Annotated in this window: 24 protein-coding genes and 1 pseudogene; 12 read left to right on the top strand and 13 right to left on the bottom strand. The window is 66.2% G+C overall.

Annotated features, from left to right (window positions below):
* Positions 1 to 827: 827 nt before the first annotated feature.
* Positions 828 to 959 (top strand): hypothetical protein, encoded by a 132-nt coding sequence (locus ACRXBZ_RS02840; RefSeq protein WP_433877635.1) that lies wholly within the window; start codon positions 828 to 830, stop codon positions 957 to 959.
* Between the two features lie 78 nt (positions 960 to 1,037).
* Here the strand turns inward: ACRXBZ_RS02840 and ACRXBZ_RS02835 are convergent, their stop codons facing one another.
* The 4 genes from ACRXBZ_RS02835 to ACRXBZ_RS02820 all read right to left on the bottom strand — a co-directional run bounded on the left by ACRXBZ_RS02835 (position 1,038) and on the right by ACRXBZ_RS02820 (position 4,117).
* Positions 1,038 to 1,211, bottom strand: a complete 174-nt coding sequence (locus ACRXBZ_RS02835) for a hypothetical protein (RefSeq protein ID WP_433877634.1) — start codon at positions 1,209 to 1,211, stop codon at positions 1,038 to 1,040.
* 1,165 nt (positions 1,212 to 2,376) lie between these two features.
* Complete coding sequence (locus ACRXBZ_RS02830; protein ID WP_433877633.1) at positions 2,377 to 2,589, bottom strand: hypothetical protein; 213 nt, start codon at positions 2,587 to 2,589, stop codon at positions 2,377 to 2,379.
* A 10-nt stretch (positions 2,590 to 2,599) separates the two neighbouring features.
* Entirely contained in the window at positions 2,600 to 3,433 is an 834-nt protein-coding gene (locus ACRXBZ_RS02825) for a DUF2182 domain-containing protein (RefSeq protein ID WP_433877632.1), read from the bottom strand.
* Positions 3,434 to 3,436: 3 nt separating this feature from the next.
* Entirely contained in the window at positions 3,437 to 4,117 is a 681-nt protein-coding gene (locus tag ACRXBZ_RS02820) for a DUF1326 domain-containing protein (protein WP_433877631.1), read from the bottom strand.
* Positions 4,118 to 4,445: 328 nt separating this feature from the next.
* Here ACRXBZ_RS02820 and ACRXBZ_RS02815 point away from each other — a divergent pair, with 328 nt between their 5' ends.
* From ACRXBZ_RS02815 to ACRXBZ_RS02790, 6 genes and pseudogenes are all read left to right on the top strand, one after another.
* Positions 4,446 to 4,622 carry a VOC family protein gene (locus tag ACRXBZ_RS02815; RefSeq protein ID WP_433877630.1) on the top strand — a complete coding sequence of 59 codons (177 nt, stop codon included), beginning with the start codon at positions 4,446 to 4,448 and terminating at the stop codon, positions 4,620 to 4,622.
* Positions 4,619 to 4,860 (top strand): annotated as a pseudogene (locus tag ACRXBZ_RS02810) (hypothetical protein); the annotation flags it as partial. The gene ACRXBZ_RS02815 and the pseudogene ACRXBZ_RS02810, both read left to right, overlap by 4 nt.
* A gap of 60 nt (positions 4,861 to 4,920) precedes the next feature.
* Complete coding sequence (locus ACRXBZ_RS02805; RefSeq protein ID WP_433883787.1) at positions 4,921 to 5,592, top strand: ATP-grasp domain-containing protein; 672 nt, start codon at positions 4,921 to 4,923, stop codon at positions 5,590 to 5,592.
* On the top strand, positions 5,589 to 6,260 hold the full coding sequence (locus tag ACRXBZ_RS02800) for an HAD family hydrolase (protein WP_433877629.1): 672 nt from the start codon (positions 5,589 to 5,591) through the stop codon (positions 6,258 to 6,260). The genes ACRXBZ_RS02805 and ACRXBZ_RS02800 overlap by 4 nt, the downstream gene beginning before the upstream one ends.
* A 282-nt stretch (positions 6,261 to 6,542) precedes the next feature.
* Positions 6,543 to 7,787 carry a tyrosine-protein kinase domain-containing protein gene (locus ACRXBZ_RS02795; protein ID WP_433877628.1) on the top strand — a complete coding sequence of 415 codons (1,245 nt, stop codon included), beginning with the start codon at positions 6,543 to 6,545 and terminating at the stop codon, positions 7,785 to 7,787.
* The gene (locus ACRXBZ_RS02790; RefSeq protein WP_433877627.1) at positions 7,784 to 8,152 is read left to right on the top strand and encodes an arsenate reductase/protein-tyrosine-phosphatase family protein; all 369 of its coding nucleotides are present in this window, start codon (positions 7,784 to 7,786) and stop codon (positions 8,150 to 8,152) included. Before ACRXBZ_RS02795 ends, ACRXBZ_RS02790 begins: the two co-directional genes overlap by 4 nt.
* Positions 8,153 to 8,292: 140 nt before the next feature.
* Here the strand turns inward: ACRXBZ_RS02790 and ACRXBZ_RS02785 are convergent, their stop codons facing one another.
* Complete coding sequence (locus ACRXBZ_RS02785) at positions 8,293 to 9,231, bottom strand: Ppx/GppA phosphatase family protein (protein ID WP_433877626.1); 939 nt, start codon at positions 9,229 to 9,231, stop codon at positions 8,293 to 8,295.
* Positions 9,232 to 9,240: 9 nt separating this feature from the next.
* On the bottom strand, positions 9,241 to 9,579 hold the full coding sequence (locus ACRXBZ_RS02780) for a TIR domain-containing protein (protein WP_168589302.1): 339 nt from the start codon (positions 9,577 to 9,579) through the stop codon (positions 9,241 to 9,243).
* Between the two features lie 543 nt (positions 9,580 to 10,122).
* On the opposite strand from ACRXBZ_RS02780, the gene ACRXBZ_RS02775 reads away from it, so the two are divergent.
* The gene (locus ACRXBZ_RS02775; RefSeq protein ID WP_433877625.1) at positions 10,123 to 10,632 is read left to right on the top strand and encodes a MarR family winged helix-turn-helix transcriptional regulator; all 510 of its coding nucleotides are present in this window, start codon (positions 10,123 to 10,125) and stop codon (positions 10,630 to 10,632) included.
* The gene (locus ACRXBZ_RS02770) at positions 10,629 to 13,157 is read left to right on the top strand and encodes an MFS transporter (RefSeq protein WP_433877624.1); all 2,529 of its coding nucleotides are present in this window, start codon (positions 10,629 to 10,631) and stop codon (positions 13,155 to 13,157) included. Before ACRXBZ_RS02775 ends, ACRXBZ_RS02770 begins: the two co-directional genes overlap by 4 nt.
* 108 nt (positions 13,158 to 13,265) lie before the next feature.
* Here the strand turns inward: ACRXBZ_RS02770 and ACRXBZ_RS02765 are convergent, their stop codons facing one another.
* Positions 13,266 to 14,735, bottom strand: coding sequence for an aspartate aminotransferase family protein (locus ACRXBZ_RS02765; protein ID WP_433877623.1), 1,470 nt, complete (start codon positions 14,733 to 14,735; stop codon positions 13,266 to 13,268).
* A gap of 722 nt (positions 14,736 to 15,457) precedes the next feature.
* Here ACRXBZ_RS02765 and ACRXBZ_RS02760 point away from each other — a divergent pair.
* A complete protein-coding gene (locus ACRXBZ_RS02760; protein ID WP_210435410.1) occupies positions 15,458 to 15,883 on the top strand; it encodes an SsgA family sporulation/cell division regulator in 426 nt (141 codons plus the stop codon).
* Between the two features lie 77 nt (positions 15,884 to 15,960).
* Here the strand turns inward: ACRXBZ_RS02760 and ACRXBZ_RS02755 are convergent, their stop codons facing one another.
* From ACRXBZ_RS02755 to ACRXBZ_RS02745, 3 genes are read right to left on the bottom strand one after another with little or no spacing between them, the layout of a single operon-like run.
* On the bottom strand, positions 15,961 to 16,119 hold the full coding sequence (locus ACRXBZ_RS02755; protein ID WP_168584145.1) for a hypothetical protein: 159 nt from the start codon (positions 16,117 to 16,119) through the stop codon (positions 15,961 to 15,963).
* Between the two features lie 14 nt (positions 16,120 to 16,133).
* Positions 16,134 to 16,964 (bottom strand): dihydrodipicolinate synthase family protein, encoded by an 831-nt coding sequence (locus ACRXBZ_RS02750; RefSeq protein ID WP_433883786.1) that lies wholly within the window; start codon positions 16,962 to 16,964, stop codon positions 16,134 to 16,136.
* Positions 16,965 to 16,973: 9 nt separating this feature from the next.
* The gene (locus tag ACRXBZ_RS02745) at positions 16,974 to 17,132 is read right to left on the bottom strand and encodes a hypothetical protein (RefSeq protein WP_433877622.1); all 159 of its coding nucleotides are present in this window, start codon (positions 17,130 to 17,132) and stop codon (positions 16,974 to 16,976) included.
* A 608-nt stretch (positions 17,133 to 17,740) separates the two neighbouring features.
* Between ACRXBZ_RS02745 and ACRXBZ_RS02740 the strand changes: the two genes are divergently transcribed.
* Both ACRXBZ_RS02740 and ACRXBZ_RS02735 read left to right on the top strand, forming a co-directional pair.
* Positions 17,741 to 18,703 (top strand): dihydrodipicolinate synthase family protein, encoded by a 963-nt coding sequence (locus ACRXBZ_RS02740; protein ID WP_433877621.1) that lies wholly within the window; start codon positions 17,741 to 17,743, stop codon positions 18,701 to 18,703.
* Between the two features lie 178 nt (positions 18,704 to 18,881).
* Entirely contained in the window at positions 18,882 to 19,610 is a 729-nt protein-coding gene (locus ACRXBZ_RS02735; protein ID WP_433877620.1) for a GntR family transcriptional regulator, read from the top strand.
* 295 nt (positions 19,611 to 19,905) lie between these two features.
* On the opposite strand, the gene ACRXBZ_RS02730 is transcribed toward ACRXBZ_RS02735, so the two are convergent.
* Genes ACRXBZ_RS02730 through ACRXBZ_RS02720 form a run of 3 tightly spaced genes read right to left on the bottom strand, consistent with a single transcriptional unit; the run spans position 19,906 to position 22,740 of the window.
* On the bottom strand, positions 19,906 to 20,325 hold the full coding sequence (locus ACRXBZ_RS02730; protein ID WP_433877619.1) for an OsmC family protein: 420 nt from the start codon (positions 20,323 to 20,325) through the stop codon (positions 19,906 to 19,908).
* On the bottom strand, positions 20,325 to 21,686 hold the full coding sequence (locus tag ACRXBZ_RS02725; RefSeq protein WP_433877618.1) for an LLM class flavin-dependent oxidoreductase: 1,362 nt from the start codon (positions 21,684 to 21,686) through the stop codon (positions 20,325 to 20,327). Before ACRXBZ_RS02725 ends, ACRXBZ_RS02730 begins: the two co-directional genes overlap by 1 nt.
* Positions 21,673 to 22,740 carry an NrtA/SsuA/CpmA family ABC transporter substrate-binding protein gene (locus tag ACRXBZ_RS02720; RefSeq protein ID WP_433877617.1) on the bottom strand — a complete coding sequence of 356 codons (1,068 nt, stop codon included), beginning with the start codon at positions 22,738 to 22,740 and terminating at the stop codon, positions 21,673 to 21,675. Before ACRXBZ_RS02720 ends, ACRXBZ_RS02725 begins: the two co-directional genes overlap by 14 nt.
* Positions 22,741 to 22,760 lie beyond the last annotated feature (20 nt).

Below are 22,760 nucleotides of genomic sequence, written 5' to 3'. Positions count from 1 at the left end.
AGCACGGCGGCAGCGCGGCCCAGCGCCCAGCCGGATGACACGGCCCCGGACGCGATGGATCGACCCCTGAACTCGATTCCGAGGCGTATCGCTGCTGCGTGGTTATGGCTCGTCGGTACCTGTCGGGGTCTACCCGGAGTCCCCGCGATCATTTCCGTCGTTGCCATCATCGGTGCCAGGAGACGAAGGTATTGCTTGGGAGACAAGATCAGATGCCGTTGAACCCTGGAGTGTCACAGCCGTTGCCGATAGGTCTGCAGTGCTTGAGCGAAGCGCTCTGAAGATCGCGTTCTGCTTTGCGGCCCGGAAGTACTCCCGCTTCGAACAGCCTCTTGCGGCTGTGTGCTTGCCGGGAATGTAATCCCTCGACGTCAGGCTGCGTGTCGAGGTATCGCAGGGAGCTGCCCGGCATGCGGGGCGCCGCGTTGTTCGGTGTGGTGCTGGAGATGGGTTGTCAGAGTGGGGGGAGACGGGCTGCCAGCGGACGGTTTCGCCCTTTTCGCGGGCGCAGCCGGTACGCCTGCACGGTTCGACGGTCCGCGATGATGTGCCCCTTCGCACGTCGGTGCGCGGCTTCGGACAGGTGCGATTGGACGAGCCTGACATGGGTGCGTGTGTCGTGCCGGTGCCGATCGAGCGCGTCCAGGAAACCCGCCGCCGTCGCTCGCGCACCGTCGTGCCACGTCGCCGACCAGGGTCTGCTCCGGTCGCCCAGCCGCTCCCGCAGCCGATCGACCAGCGGCTCACGCTCCATCAGTCCCTTGTTCTTCGTCGCCTGGCTGACCGGCTGCTCGAAGGGGACCAGCGAGATCTGACGACCCGTACTCGTGGAACCTGACGCCTTCACGTGGATCGCGGTGCCCGCCGCCGGTCAGGTGCAGGAAGTCGGCGACCTCGCCGTTGCCGTCATCGCACAGCAGCCACCCGGATCGGCACTGGTCGACGACCCAGGCGAATAGCGAGGTGTCACCGTGTTCCACGATGTTCCGGTGGATCTGCTGATCGTTCGTCCCGGCGGGTTTCTCCTCGTCGATCGCCTACCCGCTAAAGTCGCCGAACTCGATGTTCGCGAACGGCGTAGTGCCGATGTTGCGGCGGAAAAACGTCCGCCCGTCGCAGGCGTGCCCCGATCCGTACAGCACGCGCAACAGGCTTCCGCTGCACAGGTGCTCTTCCAGCTCGCGCAGCTCGGGGCGCGGCGTTCCGCCCACGTGACACCTCGTGGACCGCGCACCTTGTGGTGGCCTGGCATTCGGCCAGCGCCCGTAGGAGGTTTTGAACGTCCTCGCTGTCGGCGTCGATATTGCGGATCGGGTAAGTGTCGGTGGAGTACTGGAGCAGGATCCGGGGCAGGCCCGCCTTGGTCCCGTCCGGCAGCACGACGGGCAACGTACGTGTGAGCCGTGCCCGGAAGTTCCCGGCGAGGCCGTCTCGCAGCATCGCGGCGGATTTCCGCACCAATGCGGCATGTTCCTCGGGTTGTTGCGCGCTGAAGACATAGACCTGCGGAGATCGTCCGGCTTGATCCGGTACCAGCACCCGTCCTTCGTTCCTTGATCCCGTGAGTACTTTTGGGCGCTATGGCACCCAAAAACGCTCACGGGTCCTATACGGGACGGCATCCAAGAGTTGTACTGACACCTGTCTCATCAGCCCGAGTACATCGCCCAGAACTGGGCAAATCCATGATTCTTCCCCCGAAGTCCGGCCCCGGCTCCCCGGGCTGGGAGTCCAGGCGGCGTGCCTAGCCGACGTGCTTCGGTGGCGTCCCCCGCCACCGAATCCCATAGGCGAACCCCGCAGGGCGTGTGCAAGGTTGACCTGTCCGGTTTAGGTAGTTTCGGGTAGGGGTGGGTGGCAGGTTGGTCAGGTGGTGGACCGTTTCGATACCGGCGGCTTTGCCGTTCGGGCGGCGCCAGCGCCATCCGGAGCAGATCGGTTCGCAGGTTTCCGTCCAGAACAGGGACCTTCCAGGCTGTGGGTCCTGGCACGTCCGTGCCCGCCCACCATTTCCATTGAAATTGCGGAGGTTGTCCACAGGCATCGGCGTGTCGGGGTGCGACACGCCGACGTTCCGCAAGTTCCATTGAAATCGAAGGTTCGATTTCAATGGAACTTGCGGGTTCTCTCCGTCGAGGCGGACTCGATGAACGTCTTCGCACCGGCGTTCACCGCCAGGGTCGGCAGGGGCCGGCAGCAACGGCAGCAACGGCAGCAACGGCAAACCCATACAGGATTCGCCGCCCACCGCCTCCAGAGCCCGCCAGAGACGGTCCACACGACCCCGCATGGACTCGACTGTGAGGGGTGGGCCGGTCAAGCACAACTGGAATCAGGGAAGCCAAGAACACGAGAGCGCGGCTCCTGGATAGACCGTCACGGCTTGGACAACCCGATGATCTCCCACCGGAAACCGCGCCCTCGTCCCGCGTCCCACCTGGACAGAAACCCCCCCGCAACCCTCAGATCAACCTTGCACACGCCCTGGGCGAACCCCGGTTCGAGCCTGCGGAAGTTTGCCCGCACCTCGCCGGCCCCGTCCGGCTCCAGCGGCTCGCCGGTCACCGCTTCGTCCTGCACCTCAAACACCCCCGTCACATCACATAGCAGGTGTCATGTCTGCGGCCGGGACTCTTGCGGACAGGCCGGGGATCAGACCGGGGATCAGACCGGGGTGGAACAGCGCGAGGATTGCCAGCACGACGAAAACGGCCGAGGCTGCCCAGGCAAGTGCGTTTCCATGTCGCCACACCTTTTCCAGAAAGATCAGCACGGTGAGCGCGACCATGGCCACCAGGTTCATCACGCCGACGCCGACCAGGATAAGCATCAGCGCCCAGCAGCAGCCCACGCAGTACCCGCCGTGGAGCAGGCCCACCCGAAAGTCGACTCCTGGTCCCCGCAGCGACCCGAAGCGCAGGAACTGTCCTAGCGGAGACCGGCAATGCCGCAGACACACCCGCTTCAGCGGCGTCAGCTGGTACAGCCCCGCAGCAAGGTAGGCCCCCGCACCAATCCACCGTGCGGCGCCGGGCGACTGACCTACCAGCCGCTCCGCCCCCAGCAGCAGGCCGAAGGCCACCAGCCCGTACACGGTCCACACCACGATGTAGCCGACGACGAACGAGCCCTGCCGCACGACTCGGCGCGTACCCGTCTCCACTCGGTTGATCGACCTGCCCCAGAGGATGACGACGGGCGCCAGGGCGGGAAACATCATCGCCGCCATCATCGGGACCCACATGACGAGGAACACCGGCAGGGCCAGCCCCATGGTTCCCAGCTCGACTCCCATCCGCCAGGACTGACCGACCGTCAGCACCCATGCAAGAGTGGCCGCGACAAGCAATGCTGCCCACGTCCAGCCCAGCACCAGAGTCTGGCCGCCGGAAGACTGCGGCCGAAACGGTCCCGTTCCGGGTACGGCCTCCATTGCCTAGCCCGAGTAGGCGAATTCGGTGAAGAAGGCGTTTCGCCCCTGGGTGGAGAAACTCCAGGCGCCGTCGTATCGGACCTCGGTGGACCGTCCCTGCCGCACGGGTTGCGTCACGGCGCCGAATGGCGGATTGGTGATCACCGACGGCTTCTCGCCGTCCATGCCGACGCTCTGCTCCGCCCGCACCGTGAGCACACTGCCGACCCGGACCGATCCCTTGCCGTTCGACGACTCGAACTCGATGGGAACGGCCTCCACGCCGGCTACTTCGGCGATCAGGGGTACCAGATTCGCCAGATGACCACCAGCCTGCCCGGAGAAGATAGCTCCGAGCGCCTCCCGCTGCTCCGAGGACGCGCGGTCATCGAGGTAAAGCGCCACCCGCCAATTCCCGTCGGTCATCTGCTTCGGCGTGTGCACCGCGAGCGCCGCGTTCAACCCCGCCAGATCGACGCCGTCTTTCTCGCCGCGCTCGACCCGCCAGGCGCAGAAAAGATCACAAGCCTCCTCCGTCGCCGGTCCGAGGAAGACACAGGGACAGCTGACCGCACAGCTGCAAGCCTCGAAGTAATCGCCCTCGACGGTGAATCCCATATCGCACTCCTCCCGACGCAGCACCCAATCGCCCGCCGCGGGCAGCAACACCCACTCATGAACGAGGACGACGTCACAAGGCGCCACCGCGGCGACACCTCAATTAAAAATCCCACGACCAGGGGCAGCCAGAGGCCTTCTGCCCCACCACGATCCACGATCGTGTCGTACTCGATCCGGAGAATATCGATGCCGCGATCTTGCCCCCTGGGTGGTGCGCCCATCACCCCCTGGGGCCTCAACACCCGCTTGTCCGAACACCGAGCACCGGCATCGCCCCGATCCAGCACGTTCTGGGCACGTATGCGACGGACTCGGTACGGCCGGGCGCGGGACAAGCACTGAGGCGGCGAACCTGCGCGGCGGCGGACACAATCGCCGACATCGCAATGAGCTTGGTACGAGGAGGAAGCCCATGCCTGCGTTTCCGTCGATCGCCCACGTGGCGATCACTGTGACCGACCTCGACCGCAGCACGCGCTGGTACATCGCCCTGTTCGGTGCGCAACCCGTGCTCGACGAGGACGAGACGACCGGCGGTTTCCACCACACGGTCTTCGAACCAATTCGAAGGGAGGTGGGTGCGTCATGAACGTGCTCGTCTCGTCGGCCGGCCGGCGTGGTGCGCTGGTGCAGATCTTCCAGGAGGTGCTGCACTCGCTGTTCGGTGCGGGAACCGTAGTGGCGGTGGACCGATCACCGCTTTCCGCAGCAGGGATGCTCGCCGACCACTTCGAAGTCGTACCGCCATGTGACAGCGATGCATTCGTCCGCACATGCTCGACCTGTGCCGCAGGTACGACATCGGCCTGCTCGTGCCCACGATCGACCCGGAACTGGCTGTCTACTCGGCGCACCGACACCGCTTCGCCGCGATCGGAACTACCGTGATGGTTTCCGCACCGCAGGCCATTGAAATCGCCGCCGACAAGCTCCGGACGTTCCGGTGGTTCACCGAGAACTCGGTGCCGACCGTCCGCACCGCCTCGCTGGACGAGGTTCTCGGATCACCTCAGCACTGGCGACCACCGTGGATCGTTAAGCCCGTGGCGGGATCGGCCTCCAGCCGGGTGCGCCGGATCGACTCGTGGAGCGAGCTCGAGACGCTCCACCACGAGCCGGACCTCATCGTCCAGGACGTGGCGCAGGGCCACGAACACACCGTCGACGCCTGGGTGGACCGCAGCGGTCGTTGTCGGTGCGTGTTGGCGCGCCGCCGGCTCGAAGTCCGCGGCGGGGAGGTGCAGAAGGCCGTCACGGTCGAGAACCCGGAGCTCCAGGACCTGGTACGCCGGGTGGTCGAGCAGCTTCCTGGCGCATATGGTGCGTTGAACGTGCAGGTGGCCGTCGACGGCCCCACCATGTCCGCGATCGAAATCAATCCGCGCTTCGGCGGTGGGTATCCGCTTAGCTGGCAGGCGGGTGCGGACTTTCCGAAGTGGACCGTGGAGGAGGTCGCGGGACTGCCACCGACCTGGGCCGAAGCCCGGCCGAGCGCCGGGCTGGCCATGTTCCGGTACGACGAGGCGGTTTTCGTCAAGGCATCGGAGGTCGGGCTGTGACCGATCACCGCGATTTGTGCGTCGTATTCGACATCGACGACACGCTCTATCTCGAACGGGACTACGTGAGAAGTGGTTTCGCCGCGATCGGACGGCTGCCCGGTCTGGGCGGATTCGCGGAGGCTGCGTGGCAGCTGTTCCTCGACGGAGTGCGGGGCGACACGATCGATCGTGCCCTGCGCGTTATCGGCCTGGACCGGGATCCCGCGCTGGTCCCGCAACTGGTCCGCACCTATCGGGAACACCGACCCGACATCCGATTGCTCCCAGATGCCCTGGGCTGGCTGGAACATCACCATGCCGGTACCCGCCTAGCCTGTGTGACCGACGGACCGCTCAGCAGCCAGCGCGCCAAAGCCGGCGCGCTCGGTCTGGCCAACTGGTGCCCGACGATCGTCATGACCGCAGCGCTGGGTGCCGAGTACGGCAAGCCGCACATCCGGGCGTTCCAGGAGGTCGCTCGCGTGACAAACCTTCCACCGGAGCGATACGTCTACGTCGCGGACAATCCGCGGAAGGACTTCGACGGCCCTCACCACCTGGGGTGGGCAACCATTCGGATCCGCAGGCAGGGTGGACTCCACGCGGAATCGGCGACGCCTGCCTTCGTGGACCACGAGGTCACGGATCTGTACGACCTCGACTCATTCCTCGGCCAGAAACGGTGAGGCTCACGATGGCCGCCTCCGTTGATGACCACCAGGACGACAGGGATACCGGGATGAACTTTCGCCAATACTTTCGGGTGCTGCGGGAGGGGTGGGCTCTCGTGGTGACCGCACTCCTCGCCGGACTCAGCGTGGCTGCGGGGATAACCCTCCTCAGCGACAATCAGTACACGGCGGACGTGACGTTGTTCGTTTCGGCGCAGAGCACAGGCTCTGTGCCTGGACGACGCATACCACGGGATTCTGCTGTCGCAGCAGAAGGTCCAGTCCTACGTCGAGCTGATGAACAGCGAGCGCGTCCGCCAGGACGCCGTCAGAGCGTCCGGACTCAACCTGACGCCGGACTACCTCGAGGGCAAGATCACCACCGAGGCGAAGACGGACACCGTTGTGCTCACGGTGAAGGTGCGGGACGAGTCTCCCGAACGGGCCCGGATTCTTACCGACGCCGTGGTGAATTCGTTCATCCGGTTGGTTGGTGACCTGGAGCGCACTGAGGCCTCCCCGACCAACCCGGGGGGAACACCGAGTGTCGTCGCCCGCGTCGTTGCCCCGGCCGAACGCCCGATCGATCGAGTCTCACCCCGGCCGCTGCTCAACCTCATCCTCGGAGCGACTCTGGGTATCGTCGCCGGATACGGCGCTGCCCTACTGCGACACATCCTCGACACGACGATCAAGTCCGGTGAGTCCCTGCAGGAGGTGACCGGCACCCCGGTCCTCGGCAGCGTCGCCTTCAACGAGGGATTCCCCAGCCGACCGCTGATCCTGCACGAGGATCCGAAGTCTCCCGGTTCGGAGGCCTTCCGCCGGCTCCGGACGAACCTTCAGTTCGCGGATCTCGACCAGCCGTGCAAGACCGTTTTGCTGACCAGCGCGGTACCGGGTGAGGGGAAGAGCACCACCCTGTGCAACCTCGCGATCACGTTGGCGCAGAGCGGAAAGCGGGTTGCCGTGGTCGACGCGGACCTGCGCCAGCCACGGATGGACGACTATTTCGGGATCGAGGGCGGCGTCGGACTCACCAACGTGCTGCTGGGTGAGCTGGAGCTGGACACGGTGCTGCAGCGCTGGGGTGGTCACCTGTTCGACGTGATAGGCAGCGGGCCGCTCCCGCCCAACCCCAGCGAGCTGCTCGGGGGTCAACACATGGCGGCGGTGCTGGCGGAGCTCGCGCGCCGCTACGACATCGTGTTGATCGATTCTCCGCCGCTGCTGCCCGTCGCCGACGCGGCCGCTCTCGCATCGCAGACCGACGGTGTTCTCCTGGTCGTGAGATACGGCAAGACGAGTCGGCGACAGGTCACCGATGCCATGGCCGCCCTGACAGCGGTGCCCGCCCGCGTCCTGGGAACAGTGCTCACGGTGGTTCCCGAGGTCGGCAAACGTTCGGATTACTATCCCTACTACGAGGACTCACCTCGCTTGGAAGACGTCGTGCGCAACATCCCGCCGGCCGACGTGAAGCAGGTGGCTCCGGTTCCTTCCAGGCCTGCGGACCAGGCGGACGGGGGGCCGGATCGATGACCCCGGCATCGGCCACCGACGGACGGTTTCGGATCCACTTCGTGTGCATCGGCAACCTCTGCCGTTCGCCGACCGCAGAGATCGCCTTCCGCAAGTTGCTGCCGGTAGCGCTTGGTGCGGCCGCCTACCTCGAGCGCTTGCCGTCGTTCGAGGTGGACGTCCAGCGGCGGTGGCCCTCGGTCGAGAAGGCGCGCCGGCTCCTCGGTTGGGAAGCGCAGATCAGCTTGCACGACGGAGTGGCGCAGACTGCGGCGTGGCTCCGCACGCGGAGACCGGAGAAAAAGCAGTCGCCGCTGCACCGACCGTTCGGGCTGTGCCGGACAGCCGGTCTTCCGTTGCAGAATCCGGAGTTCAGGACATCGTGAACAACTGATTTTTCAGGACATCGTGGACACTTACCGGCCGGACACCCTGCCGGGGCGGCAGGGTGTCCGGGACTCGGAGCGTCGGTGGATTCGATTGCCCGCTCACCGTGATGCTGTTCGGCATTGGGATCTGATCCTGCTTAGCTCAGGGAGTAAGCGATTCCGTGCAGGATGTCGTGCTCGCTGATGATCAGCTCCTTGGCCCGAGAACATTGCATCACCGTACGCACGCCGAGCGCGCTGACGGGTAGTACGTCGGCCATACCGGTGTGGATTCCGGGCAGCGCTTGTCGCTGGGCGAAGGACATTCCCAGCACCCGCTCTGTCACGTAATCGACCTGGTCGTAGGTCATTCGTGCGTGATGGAGCCTTCGTCCAGGAAGTGCGAGGGCGGCAACTGTGCCGACTGCTTCTGAAACGCCGAGAAGCCGAGTGCCCGACAAATCGGGAAGTTCCGCCAGTGCCTGGTCGGCCAGTGCCGTGATCTCGTCCTGTACCGCCGCGAGTTCGCCCGAGGCTGGCGGATCCGACCGCAGGTGGCGTTCGGTCAGCCGTACGCAGCCCAGGCCGACGGAGACGGATCTGTCCACGACACCCGCTGTTCCCAGCGCGAGCTGTGTGGACCCGCCACCGATGTCGGCGACCAGGTAGCTCGCCTGCGGAAGACCGCTGGTAGCCCCGGCGAAAGCGAGCCGTGCCTCCTCGTCGCTGGTGATGCCTTCCGGGGCGCAGCCGAGTGTCTCTTGGACCAGTGTGCGGAATTCGTCGTTGTTGGACGCTCGTCGGGAGATCCATGTGGTGCACATGCGCACGCGCTCCGCACTGGCCGTGGTGATGATTCCTGCGTATTCGGCCAGCACGGCGCGCGCCCGTTCGAAGGATTCGCGGGAGATCGAGCCGTGTTCGTCGACTCTCTGACCCAAACGGACGATGTCGAACCGTTTCGCGACTTCCGTCAAATGCCCGTCGGCACCGAGGTCGGCAACCAGCATCCGGATCGAGTTCGTCCCGCAGTCGATCGCCGCTACTCTGCGGCGCCCCACTTCCTTGCCGGTGGGCCGACGGCCGTGCTGAGTCACGGCAGGCTCTCATTTCTGCTCGACAGCCAACGACACCGGGTCCACGTGAGTGACGTCGAGCTTGGTCATCCAGTCCTGCTCGGCCAGCGTTCCGATGACGTAGACCGGTTTGCCGATCCCGATGGCGTATCCGAGTTCCCAGGAGCAGTCGTTGCCTATCGGAGGCTGGCAGATCACACATTCCGCTTTCTCGATCGCCGTCTGGCACTGCTGCGCGCCGCGGGGAAAGTCGAACGTCACCTCATCCTTCGGCAGCCACAACTCCAAGCCGATCGACGCCGCGAACTTCAGCGCATCCGCAGGATCAGTTTGTTCGTTCTTGCACTTCGCACAGTAGTAAGCGTGCATTGCCCGCCTTTCGATCTACATGCCCGGACAGCGGCTCAGCCGCACGGCCTGAGAATAGAGAAGCGGTCTCGAGGCGGTCAGGTCAAGAAGTGTGATCCGCTGTCGGCATCGTGCATCCTCGAAGCCTGCAGATTTCACTTGTGGTAACAGGAAACCGCCATCTAAGTGAACGATCCGTGCCGACCAGGCGAAAGCCCGTCCGTTGACAACACGGGAAGGAGTAGGCGTCGAATGGCCGCCCGGGCCTGCGGGCACCAGGTGACGTGCTGCGCCTGGAAACTCCGGCGGAGTATGCGGGCTGGCAGGGGCGAATGCTGACCTGCCCGGTGAGTGAGCTACTAGCAGCGTCTCCCGTTCTCTGCTGGGGTTCCGCCGGGGATGCGGTTGGCATCGTTGCGCTGGGCAACTAAGGTGCGCTCGGCCACACATCCTCTAATTGAGTGGTGCGGCAGGGCCGTTCGGATGCATGCTTGTAGTCAGCAACTTGTTGTAGACGGCAAGCAAATCGCTACAAAAGCGACATACGAACCGAAAGACCGACCAATGGATCACCACACCAACGCTGAGCTCGACACCGCAGAGGAGCTTGGTGCCCAGCTCACCCGCCTGGTCCGGCTGGTCCACCGCGCCAAATCCCAATTCACGAAGAAGGGACCGGACGGGATCGAGCAGTCCGCGTACGCGATCCTGTTCCGCCTCATCCAGGACGGGCCGCAGCGCACCGGCCGGCTCGCCGAAGCGCTGCACTCCGAGATCTCCACGATCAGCCGGCAGAGCAACGCGCTCGTCCACCACGGCCTGGTGGAGCGCCAGGCCGACCCCGATGACGGCCGCGCCAGCCTGCTGGCGCCGACATCCGAGGGGCAACGGATCTTCCGGGAAGCGCACGACCAGCGCGCCAGGTGGTTGGCAGAGGTGCTGGCCGACTGGTCGCAGGCCGACCGCCAGGCGCTGACCAGCCTTTTCGCTCGACTCAACACCGATATCGAAGCACGCACTCCGAGCCTCGCCGAGCCGACGTGTGCGCCACAGGCCAAGGGGGGCCACGAATGAAAACGGCAACAAAGAGTCCAGGGGGATTAGAAACGGCCGAAGAAGGGCCGAACCTGACCCACCGCCAGATCGTCACCATCCTGATCGGCTTGATGTCGGGGATGTTCCTGGCGGCGCTGGACCAGACCATCGTCGGCACTTCGATCGTCCGCATCGCCAACGACCTCAACGGTTTCGACCTGCAGGCGTGGATCACCACCGCCTACCTGATCACCTCCACGATCGCGACGCCGATCTACGGCAAGCTTTCCGACATCTACGGCAGGAAGCCGCTCTACCTGATCGCGATCTCGGTGTTCGTGATCGGATCCGCGGCGTCGACGATCGCTGCGTCGATGTACGAACTCGCCGCGTTCCGCGCCGTTCAGGGGCTCGGTGCCGGCGGCTTGATGTCGTTGGCGATGACCATCCTCGGCGACATCGTGCCGCCGCGTCAGCGCGCGAAGTACCAGGGCTTCTTTCTGGCCGTGTTCGGCGTTTCGACGGTGCTCGGCCCGGTGCTGGGCGGGCTGTTCGCTGGAATCGACGAGCTGGCCGGCCTCGACGGCTGGCGGTGGGTGTTCCTGGTGAACGTGCCGATCGGCGTCATCGCGCTGTTGGTCGTCGCCAAGGTCCTCAACGTGCCGCACCAGCGCCACAACCACCGCATCGACTGGTGGGGCGGTCTGGCCCTGGCGGCCACCGTGGTGCCGCTGCTGCTGATCGCCGAGCAGGGCAACAAGTGGGGATGGGGCTCGACCGACGCCATCATCTGCTATGCGATCGCCTCGGTCGGCTTGGTGCTGTTCCTTTTCATCGAGTACGTGATGAAGGATGCGGCGCTGATCCCGCTGCGCCTGTTCAAGAACTCCACGTTCACCGTCGCGATCCTCGGCGGGGTCATCGTCGGCGTCGCGATGTTCGGTGCGATCACGATGATTCCGCAGTACCTGCAGGTCGTGCAGGGCTACACGCCCACCGAGTCGGGGCTGCTGACGCTTCCGCTGATGGCCGGCATCATGTCCGCGTCGGTCATTTCGGGGCAGGTCACCTCGCGCACCGGGCGGTACAAGTTCTTGCCGGTGATCGGCACGTTCCTGGTCGCGGTCGGCGCGGTGGTGTTCGCCCAGGTCGAGTACGACAGCCCGCTGTGGTTGCCGTTGGTGGCCGCGGGAATCATCGGGTTCGGCCTCGGAAACTGCATGCAGACGCTGATCATCGCGGTGCAGAACGCGGGGCCACGCAGGGACATGGGTGTTTCCACCGCGGCGGCGACGTTCTTCCGGCAGATGGGCGGGACGATCGGTGTCGCGGTGTTCCTGACCGTCTTGTTCAACGTGCTCCCGGGAAACATCGAGAGGGCCTTCGGCGGTAACCTGCCGGCCGCCGCGAGCGGACAACTGGGCGCCCTGCAGTCCAACACGGGTGTGATCGCACAACTGCCCGACCAGCTGCGGATTCCGGTGCTGATCGGCTTCACCGAGTCGATCACCACGGTGTTCTACGTCGCGGCCGGGGTCGCGCTGTTGGCTTGCCTCGTCCTGTTGTTCATGAAGGAGATCCCGCTCGCCGGTGGCCCGGCGCCTGCTGCGTCGGCGGTGGAGGGCGGCGAAGCGCTGCTCGACGAGGAGCCGACCAAGCCGGTTTGGACCGAGCCGGAGTCCAAATCGGACAACGAATTGGTGGACGCGGGCAAGCACGCCCTGTCGAACGGGCACGGCGAGTACCGACCCCGGTTCGCTGCCGCGATGTCGGGCGACCTGGAGGCGACTCGGTCGATCAGCGGGCATGTGCGTCGCCAGGACGGGACCTCCGTTGAAGGCGCAGTTCTGACCCTGATCGACCAGGACGGGAGGCAGGTGGCCAGGGCTGTCGGCTCCGCCGACGGCAGCTACACGGTCGCCGTCCCCGGTGCGGGGAGCCACGTGCTGATCGTTTCCGCGACCGGTTGCCAGCCCCAGGCGTCCAGCGTGGTTGTCACGGAGGCTTCGACGACGTTGGACATCACGCTGACCGGCTCCGGCGAACTGGCCGGCGTCGTCCGGTCGTCCGGTCGTGGCACTCCGCTGGAAGGCATCACCGCGACGCTGACCGATGAGCGCGGCGAAGTGAACGGCGCATTCGTCACCAAGGAAGACGGCGCGTATTCGTTCCGCGGCGTGGGAGCGGGCAACTACACGCTGGTGGCCAGCGGGGATCGCTACCGCCCGATCGCGGTGACCCTGACCGTGCCGGATAGCGGACTGCTGCACCGCGACATCGAACTGGTCGGTGCGGTGCCGCTGCGCGGCACGGCGCGCAACGACGGCCGTATCGTGCCGGACGCGCTGATCACCGTGATCGACGCCGATGGCAAAACAGCGGCGGTGGCCAGAACCGACACCGAGGGCCGCTACCTGATCAGCGACCTTCCGGTGGGTGACTACACGGTGGTGGCGAGCGGCTATCCGCCGGTGTCGAGCCGGGTCAACCTGCTCGGCGAGGCCGCAACGCACGACGTGCACCTCAGCTACGACGCTGCCGAGGAGCCGGCGGAACAGCCCTGAGTTCGCACGCTGAACGCCAAGGGGCAGCGGGCCCCGCTCCCACCGCCGTTGGCGGTCTGGATCACGAGATCAGGTGGCGCGGGGAGGGGCACCGCCACTTCCGTGCCACTACGGGATGTCGGCGCTGGAGCAGGCGGCCAGCGGCTCGTTGATTTGCGACCGGTAGCGGCGGCGGAGATATCCGGCGGCCAGGCCCTTCAGGCCCTGCGCCAGCAGGTCGTCGAAGCTTTCCACCAGCATGTCGACGTGCTGCGGGCGGATGGTCAGCGGCGGTTCCAGCCGCACGACGTTGCGGTTGTAATCGGTGAAGGCCACGAGAATGCCGAACTCCGAGAGCAGTTGACTGCCGGCGAGCATGGCTACGCTGCCCCGCAGCGGCCGGTCCAGCACCCCCGCCACACGTCCGGTCAGACCCGGGAGGCAGCCGCTGAGGTCGGCGAACTCGACGGCGGCCATCAGCCCGCTGCCCCGAACGTCGCGGATCAGCTTCGGGTGGCGACGGTGCAGCCAGCGCAACCCGCTGAGTAGGTGCTTGCCCTGCTCAGCGGCGTTGGTCAGCAGGTTCTCGTCGTGCAGGACGTGCAGCGTTTCGATCGCTGTGCAGCAGGCTTCGCCCATGCCGCTGAAGGTCGCCGGTCCGTGCACGAGCGCGTTGCGAGCACCGCCGTATGCGCGGTCGTGGATCTCGTGGCCTGCGAGCACGGCCGAGATCGCTGTCTTGCCGCCCCCGAGTGCCTTGGCCAGCGTGACGATGTCGGGAGTGACCCCGGCGTGCTCGAAGGCGAAGAACCGGCCTGTCCTGCCGACGCCGCACTGCACTTCGTCGGCGATCCACAGCACCCCGTAGCGATCGCACAACCGTCGTACCTGCTCCAGATAGCCCGGTGGCGGCAGCACGACTCCGGCGCCGCCCTGCACGGTTTCCAGGATCAGCACGCCGATGCCTCGGTCGCGACGCAGCAGTTCCTCCAGCGCCGCGGCGTCGCCGAAGGGAACGGCCTGGCGGTGCGGCAGGACTTCGAAACGTCCCCGGTAGAACTCCGAGTCGGTGACCGACAACGCGCCGATCGTTTTGCCATGGAAGGAGTTGCGCGCGTATGCCACCTTGGCGCGGCGTGGGCCCTGTGCCCGCTCGGCGAGCTTGAGCGCAGCCTCCACCGCCTCCGAACCGGTGCAGTGGAGCATCACGCGGTCCAGGCCCTCCGGCGCCAGTGTGGCCAGGTTCCGCGACAGGGCGGCGACGTACTGCGACGGCAGGGTCAGCCCGAGCTCATGGCGCTGCTGTTCCTGGAAGCGCCTGCGGACCTCTAGCACACGCGGATGGTTGTGCCCGAGTGCCATCGCGCCGAACCCGCCGAAGAAGTCGAGAATCCGGCGGCCGGAACGGTCGACGTAGTGCACGTTCTCGGCGTGGTCGATGGCGATCCGGTCGAATCCCAGCAGCCCGAACGCCGTCCACTGGCCTGGGCTGATGTACTGCCGGTAGATCTCGGCGACCGTGTCCTGACCGAGCCGCGTCGCCTCGTCGACGCTGAGCAGCTCCGGGTGTGCGGGAATCAGCTGTTCTCTGATCAACACGAAGCCTCCGAGGTAAGCGCGCCGTCGTTTGGTACACGCGCCTCGGTCCCGCTGGCGTTGTCCCCCCACACGACTCGCGGGCGTGTCGTCTCCCGCCTGGTTACCCATCCTGGCGGGCGAGTTAACGTCCGTTTAAGACGATCGTCGACGACGCCACCGCGCAGGACCTCCCACTGCTGACCGCGCTGGTTCGTTCCAGTATCGCCTTCCAGGGCGAATACCAGCCCCTGCTGATGATTCTGGGCCGCAGCACTGACGGTGAAGGCGAATTCGACTACCGTTCGTCGACAACGACCAGCAGGGCAGAGGACTGGGCGGCCTGCTCATCGTCGACCTGTGCGAACGCGCGGCCGAACGGGGACTGCTGGTGTGGAGGTCCGTGGCCGCCGCCAGTGCTCGTTCGACGGGAGTGATCTGAGCACCGTGCACGGCAGCGCCGACTCCGATGGTCATGCAGCAACCGAGGAGGCAGAACGGCCGTGAGTGTTTGTGGGTGCTATAGCACCCAATAGCGCTCACGGCGGCGAGTGCGCAGCGCTCGATCGCCTGCTGGACCGGGCCCCGGCCGGTCATCCATGAAGGGGCGGGGCCCGTCAAGGTTCCTCGCTGGGAGCCCGGGGGTGGATTGCCGCCAGGGATCTGAAGACATCGTGAAGAAGACATGAACCCGGGTTGGGCATGCTGGTATCTAGGAAGTGAAGCCGACGCTTGGGAGTGCGGACATGATGGCAAACGATCACGGCACGGTGCTCGCCACCATGGTCTTCAACCTGGTAGCCCCGGCGGGTGTGATCGCGCCGGTTGGCGTGGAACTGGGGTACGACAGCCGCAACCCGTACGAGGTCAGCATGAAGCTCAACGTGGGCAAGGCCGGTCAGGTGGATTGGGTGATCGCCCGCGACCTGCTGGCCGACGGGCTGGTCGCCGAGGCAGGCGAAGGCGACGTGCGAATCCGCCCTCGACTGGACGATCCGGGGTTGGTCGTGATCGAGTTGAGCTCGCCGTCAGGGCAGGCCGCCTTCGAAGTGAATGCTGATCAGCTTGCGGAGTTCTTGAACGACACCTACGACGCGGTCGCACCCGGTGACGAACACCGGTGGATGAGCTTCGACGAGGCGCTGAGCCGGCTGCTCTCGCACAACCTGTAGTGGCCCGGTTCTCCCGAAGCGCCGCACGCCAGGCGGCCCAGCCGCGGGACCTGGTGTGGCCCTGAACACCGCCCTTCTCAGCTCACGGGAACTTCGTTGACGTTCGTCGCATTGATCGGATTTCGTCGCGACACCCAAAAGGCGCCCGCCGCCAGCGCGAGGGGGGACGCCAGCGCAGGCACCACCACTTTCTCGACGACCGTGACGAGGTGCACCGCGCTGGAACCGGCCGCCACCCACGTAGCACCCATCATCCGCTTTGGAAGTCAAAGCCCCGGTGCGCGCAGCGTGGCGAGCAGCTGCCCCGCGCCCGGTCTGGCCTCCCGTGCCAGTCGAACAGGCCAAGAGCGGGGTTGTTCACGGTGTCAACTCCCGGGTGGCCAGCAGTTCGTCGGCTGTCCCGAGGTTGGTGCCTTCGGGTTCGAAGACGTGCACGTCCCGCGGGTGGGCACGCACGGTGACTCGCTGTCCGGAGTGGACCGCGAGCTCGTTGGGACATGCTGAGCTTGATCGCCTGGACGAACTCGGTTCGGGAATCCCACCGCAGCAGCGGGTGCAAGGAGCGGTACAGCGGGAGCGCGGTCTCCAGGTCACCCTCGGATGCGGCCTTCCAGAGCCGCGCCGATGCCTGCGGAAGCGCGTTGGGGTAACCGGAAATCCAGCCGGGCGAGCCCGCGATGGCCAACTCCAGGGCGACGTCGTCGGTGCCGCACAGCACGTCGAGCTCCGGTGCGAGCTCGGTGATCTGGTAGTAGCGCCGTACGTCTCCGGAGAATTCCTTCACGCTGACGATGAGGCCTTCGCCGTGCCGTTCGGCCAGCAGGTCCGGGGTGAGGTCGATCTTGGTGTCGTGCGGGTTGTTGTAGGCCACGATCGGCAGGCCGGCCTTCGAGACGATCCGGTAGTGCTCCACGATCGCGTGGCGGTCGGCGCGGTAGGCGTTCGGCGGCAGCAGCATGACCGCGGGCGTGCCGGCCTCGGCGGCCTGCTCGGTCCAGCGGCGGGCGCCGCGTGCGCCTACTACTGCTCGGCTGTGGGTCCGTGTTTCGTTGCCTGGATGTCCGGTTGGCCGTCCAGGCAGCGAAGCAGGTTAGAACCTGTTGATGCGGATGGTGCCGGCCTTGATCACGGCGGCGATCTCGCTTTCCGGATGGGCGAGAACGTTGAGGTCCTGGAGCGGGTTCCCGCCAGCGAGCAGGATGTCTGCCAGTCTCCTGCGGCATCGCGAGGGCACCAGAGCCGGGTCCACCCAGTCTCAACCCGGCCCCGGCGGGCCGCAATCAGCATCCCCCGTCACCCGGAGAGGGCGCAATTTCGTGAGAAATTGGCACGGCCTCGGGTGACGCCAGATGTCACGCTCCGTCCTGGTTCGCAGTGCGTTCCCCCAGGTGGCGGTCAATTTCTCGCGAAATTGGCGCGGCTCCTGGTGATGCGGGCGTCAGCTCGGCGCGCTTTCGATGGCGCCGTGCGCCATCGAGCGCAGCAGGCGGGACATCGCTTCGGCGTCCACCTGTGCCCCCGTGCGGACGACGCCGAGTTCAGCTTCGCTCCGGAGCAGTTCTTTCGGTGACGGTGGTGGCCGAGCGCCGGATCGTCTTGGCGGACTGCACCCGTGCCCGCAAAGCGAACTCCTAGGATTGTCGCCGGTGCATGGCCCCGAGGAGGTCCGTGCCGAAGGCGATGTTGACACCAGCGCGGCGAGCTGCGCACGGGACGCCCCCGGCTTTGTGTGTCCTATATCGCTTCCAGCCATGCCAAGAACAGTGCAATGGCACACGTGACACACGTACAGATATTAATGCAATGTAATATTGCACTGTGTGAAGGGGTTCGAGATACTTCAACGGTGGAGGGCAGATGAGCGCGCAGGTCAAGCCTTGGCACGGTGTCTTGGTGGCGACCGCGTTGCCGCTGCGCGAGGGTCAGTGCGGCAAGCTCGAGGTGAACTACGAGAGCTTTGCTGAGCACATTGCATGGCTGGCGAGCAGCGGGTGCCACGGTGCGACCCCGAACGGATCGTTGGGGGAGTACCAGTCGCTCACGCCGCAGGAGCGCGCCCGAGTAGTCACCACCGCCATTCAAGCGGCTCCGGAAGGCTTCACCGTGATGCCGGGGGTGGCCGCGTACGGATCTTATGATGCGCAGCGCTGGACCGAGGCGGCCGCGGAGGCTGGAGCTCCTGCGGTGATGTTGCTGCCGCCCAACGCCTACCGGGCCGATCGCGTGTCGGTCGTTGAGCACTACCGTGCGGTGGCGGAGGTCGGACTCCCGATCGTGGCCTACAACAACCCCCACGACACCAAGGTGGACCTGACCCCAGAGCTGTTGGCCGAGCTGTGCGGCGAGGGTTTAATCGTCGGCGTCAAGGAATTCTCCGGCGACGTGCGCCGGATCTACCAGATCGCCGAACTCGCCCCGGAGCTGGACGTACTCTGTGGAACCGACGACCTCGTGCTGGAACTGGCCATTGCTGGCGCGCCGGGCTGGTTTTCGGGCGGTCCCAACGCTTTCCCGCGCGCCTCAGTCCACCTGTGGGAGGCAGCCTGCACCGGTGATCTGGAAGATGCCCTGTCGCTCTACCGCACGCTGCACCCGCTGCTGCGGTGGGACTCCAAGACCGAGTTCGTCCAGGCGATCAAGCTCAGAATGGACATCGTGGGCCGCTACGGCGCACCGTGTCGAGGGAGCACCCCGAAATCCCGTTCGAACGCTACGTGGATGACGCGGTGGTGCACTGCCGCACCCCGCGCGTTCCGCTCACCGACACACAGGAAAGCGCAGTGCGCCATACCACGGAGAAGGCTCTCGCGGAAGGACTGAGCTGACCATGCGCAGCAGCCGGGTCGACAACCTCGACCACATCCGCCGACTGCCCGAGTCACCACAGCAAGGCGCAGCGGCTCGCGCTTGTTTCCCACGTGCTGCTCTGGAACGTCAGCGCGAACCGTTGCTTATGCTGGTAAACGTCGGATAGAAAAGATCACCAATGGAGAAAACGATGACCGCAGATGATGGCGCAGCCCTCACGCTGCCTTCCTTCGAGGGCCGCCGGAGCATGCGCCAAGAAATCATCGAGACCCTGCGTGGAGCGGTCATCTCGGGCGAACTACGTCCGGGTGTCGTCTACTCGGCACCTAGCCTGGCCGAGCAGTTCGGCGTGTCGGCTACGCCCGTCCGCGAGGCCATGCTCGACCTGGCCAAGGAAGGCCTCGTCGATACCGTCCGCAACAAGGGCTTCCGCATCACCGAGCCGACCGAGCGCGAACTAGATGACCTCACCGAACTCCGCTTGCTCATCGAGGTCCCGACGGTGCGCCGGATTGCCGAAGCAGGGGTAGCACTTTCGGACATCGAGCGTCTGCGTCCCCTCGCAGCAGGGATCGAGGACGCCGCCACCCGCCATGACTTCATCGCCCACGTCACGATCGACATGGATTTCCACCTCACCCTGCTCGGGTTTGCTGGCAACGCACACCTCGTTGAGACAGTTCGGTCGGTGCGCGCACGGTCCCGCATCTACGGCCTCAAGACCCTCGCTGAACGCAACGAGCTGATCCCGTCGTCGCACGAACACGCCGAGCTGCTCGACCTCATCGAAGCCCGCGAGGCCGACGGTGCGGAAGAACTCATGCGGCGTCACATCGGCCACGTCCGCGGCATCTGGGCCAGCGAGAAACGCGCCGGGGAAGCTGCGGACGAGGCACCTGGAGACGATTCGAAGCACTGACCCGCGCCGTTCCATCGCCATTCCGGCTTTGCCTAGGGCGATCGCGCCACGCAGACGGCTGACGCTCGAGATGGACGGGCGGTGGTGAAACCGTCGCGGGCGAGTTTGCGGTGGACGTCCGATGGAACAGCTCCGGTGGGGTGGTCCTGTTCTTTCAGGACCACCCCGCAACGTGTCGGATTCTGTGCCTTCAACGTCGAACCATCGGCTCAGGCGGTCGTCACGGCGTCACCTGGCGGTGCTGGCTATCCGGCCTTCAGCTCCCGCTACCTCTGTGCCCGACCGGGTTCACCGGCTAGCCCTGGGCGGTCAGTACGGTTTCGATGGCTCCGCCGCGGCGGATGGTGTTGTAGATGGGGCACGTCGTGGTGAAGTGGTGCAGGATCTCCCGGGCCACCACCTCCGGGACGCGCGGGAGCGAGAGGGTCAGCACCACGGACCGGTATCGGGTGGGGTCATCGGGATCGCGTTCGGACTGAGCACTGACCGACGCACTGGTGAGGTCGGCGCCGAGGTTGCGGCCGTGCAGGTTGACGTTGGCAAGCGCGCACGAGACCGCGGCGGCGATGAACAGCTCGCCCGCCGTCACCGCCTCGCCCGGCCCGACCCGCGCGTCGGAGACGAAATGGTTCGTTCCGGCGCTGAGCAGGAAACGTCCCTCCGTCGGGGTCAGCGTTCCGGTGACAGTGGCGACACCGTTGTGTGCCGTGGTCATCAGTCCTCCTCACGCGCCGCGCGCTGGTGCCAGTCCCCGCTCGCGGGCCGGTCCAAGCCGAGATTCTCGCGCAGCGTCGAACCGGTGTATTCCGTGCGGAACAGACCGCGCTTCTGCAGGTGCGGCACGACCTCGTCACCGAACTCATCGAACGCGCCGGGTTGATAAATACCGCTGACGGTGAACCCGTCGCAGGCGTCCTCGGTGAACCACTGTTCGAGCGCGTCGGCCACCTCGGAGCCGGTGCCGACGAAGTCGCCCTCGTGGGTGCCGCCGTACTGCTTGCCGAGTTCCCGCAGTGTCATTCCGTGCTTCTCGGTCAGCTCGCGCACCTCTTGGTAATGCCCCTGGACGCCCGGCACCTGCATCTCGGGCAACACCTCGTCGTGCGGGAACGGTGCGAGGTCGATGTCCAGATGATAGGACAATGTGGACAGACCAGCCTCCGGTACTACAAGGTCCGAAAGCTGCTGCGATTTCTCCCTCGCGGCTTCGGCGGTCTCGGCGACGACGGGGGTGATCGCGGGAAGGATCTTGATCTGTCTCGGGTCGCGACCGTGCGCGGCAGCGCGGCCCTTGATGTCGGCGTAGAAGTCCTTGGCCGCGTCGAGGGAGGCGTGGCTGCAGAAGATTACGTCCACCCAGCGCGCGGCGAAATCCCGCCCCGACGGCGAGGCGCCGGCCTGGATCAGCACCGGGTATCCCTGTGGCGGTCGCGCCACGTTGAGTGGGCCCTGCACGTTGAACCATTCGCCGTGGTGGTCCACGCGATGCACGCGTTCGGGGTCGGCGAAAATAGGTGCCGCCGGGTCGAGCACCAGCGCGTCGTCGTCCCAGCTGTCCCACAGTTTCGCGGTGACCTGGAGGAACTCCTCGGCGCGCTGGTAGCGTCGCGTGCGGTCGAGGTGGGTGTCCTTGCCGAAGTTGCGGGCCTCGGCGTCCTGGAACGAGGTCACGATGTTCCACGCCGCCCGCCCGCTGGACAGGTGGTCGAGCGTGGCGAACGAGCGAGCCACCGTGAAGGGCTCGACGTAGGTGGTGGACACGGTCGCGGCGAGCCCGAGGTGCTCGGTGGCGCCCGCGAGCGCGCCGAGCACCGGCGTCGGGTCCAGGCGCATCGACCCGAGCGCGCCGTAGCGCAGCTGCGGGTCGAGCGAGTCGCCATAGCGGTAGGGCACGGAGAGGATGTCGGCGAAGAAGATCAGGTCGAACTTAGCCCGCTCCAGGGTGCGGCCGATCCGCTGGTAGTACTTCGCCGAACGCCAGTCGGAGACCGAGTTCGGGTGCCGCCAGCCGCCGGGCCGTCCCGGGCCGGCGGTGACGAACGCGGCGAGGTGCATCTGCTGCTCAGGCGAGGACATCGGAAACCGCTTTCTTGACGTGGTCGAACCGGCCGTCCGCAAGCCAGTCGCGGACGGCGATCTGCTGCGGGTAGACGCCGAGGGAGTGGAAGTTGTCCGCCAGTTCCTGCGTGTTCGCGGCCGCCGCGTCGCCGATGGGGCCGAGCTGGGGGCCCACGAGGGACTCGGAGAGCCGCCGCGCGACGATCAGGTCGCGGTAGACCTCCTGCGTGAGCTGGTCGTTGCCGAAGCCACCTGCGGCCGCGAACGCCTGTACGGCCGCATCCGGGTTGGCGTTGATCCAGTTCTGCGAGTCGCGGACCACCCGCACCGCCTTGACCGCGGTGTCCAAATGCGACTCCGCGAAGTCCTCACTGGTGATGAAGTAGGCGTAGTCGTAGGTGCGTACCCCGGGGAGCGCGACGGCGTCGTGACGGCGTTTGGCTAGCTCGATCTGCGGTTGCCAGCTGATCCAGGCGTCGACGGACCCATTCGCGAACGCCGCTTCGGCGTCGGCGGCGGCGAGGTTCTGGTACTGCACGTCCTGCAGGGTCAGCCCGGCGGTCTGCAGGTACTTGATGAGGCTGTAGGTGCCGGTGGTGCCCTGCTGGTCAGCGATCCGCTTCCCACGCAGGTCGGCAGCGCCGGTGATGGGGGAGCCCTTGGGTACCAGGATGTCCACCTCGTCGCCGGGCAGCGGGAATGCGGCGAGCGGGACGAGCGGAACCTTGCCGCCGACACCGTAGATCACGGCGGTCGCAGTGGCGAACGTGAAGTCGATCTCCCCGGCCTTCAGCGCCTCCATCACCGGAAGCGAGGCGGTGAATCCGGGCTGCCAGGTGGCTTTCACGCCACCGAGCGCGGCTTCGAGGTCGAGACCGCCGAGCTTGGCGCGCAACGCGGCCGGGATGCCGAGGCGGCCGTCGCCGATCACTGCGTACCGCAGCTGGGACGGCGCGGACTGGGCTCCGGCCCCGACCGGGCCGACGGGTGCGGAACCGCAAGCGGCGAGGGCGAGCGTGGCGGCGCCGGCGCCGCTCAGGCCGAGGAACCTGCGGCGCGAAATTGCGGGCATGGCAAGAACTCCGTTCGTGG

Source organism: Saccharopolyspora hattusasensis, from assembly GCF_050972075.1.
Classification (GTDB): domain Bacteria; phylum Actinomycetota; class Actinomycetes; order Mycobacteriales; family Pseudonocardiaceae; genus Saccharopolyspora; species Saccharopolyspora hattusasensis.
The sequence above is the reverse complement of the archived record's forward strand: the minus strand, read 5'-3'. Positions and strand labels throughout refer to the sequence as shown.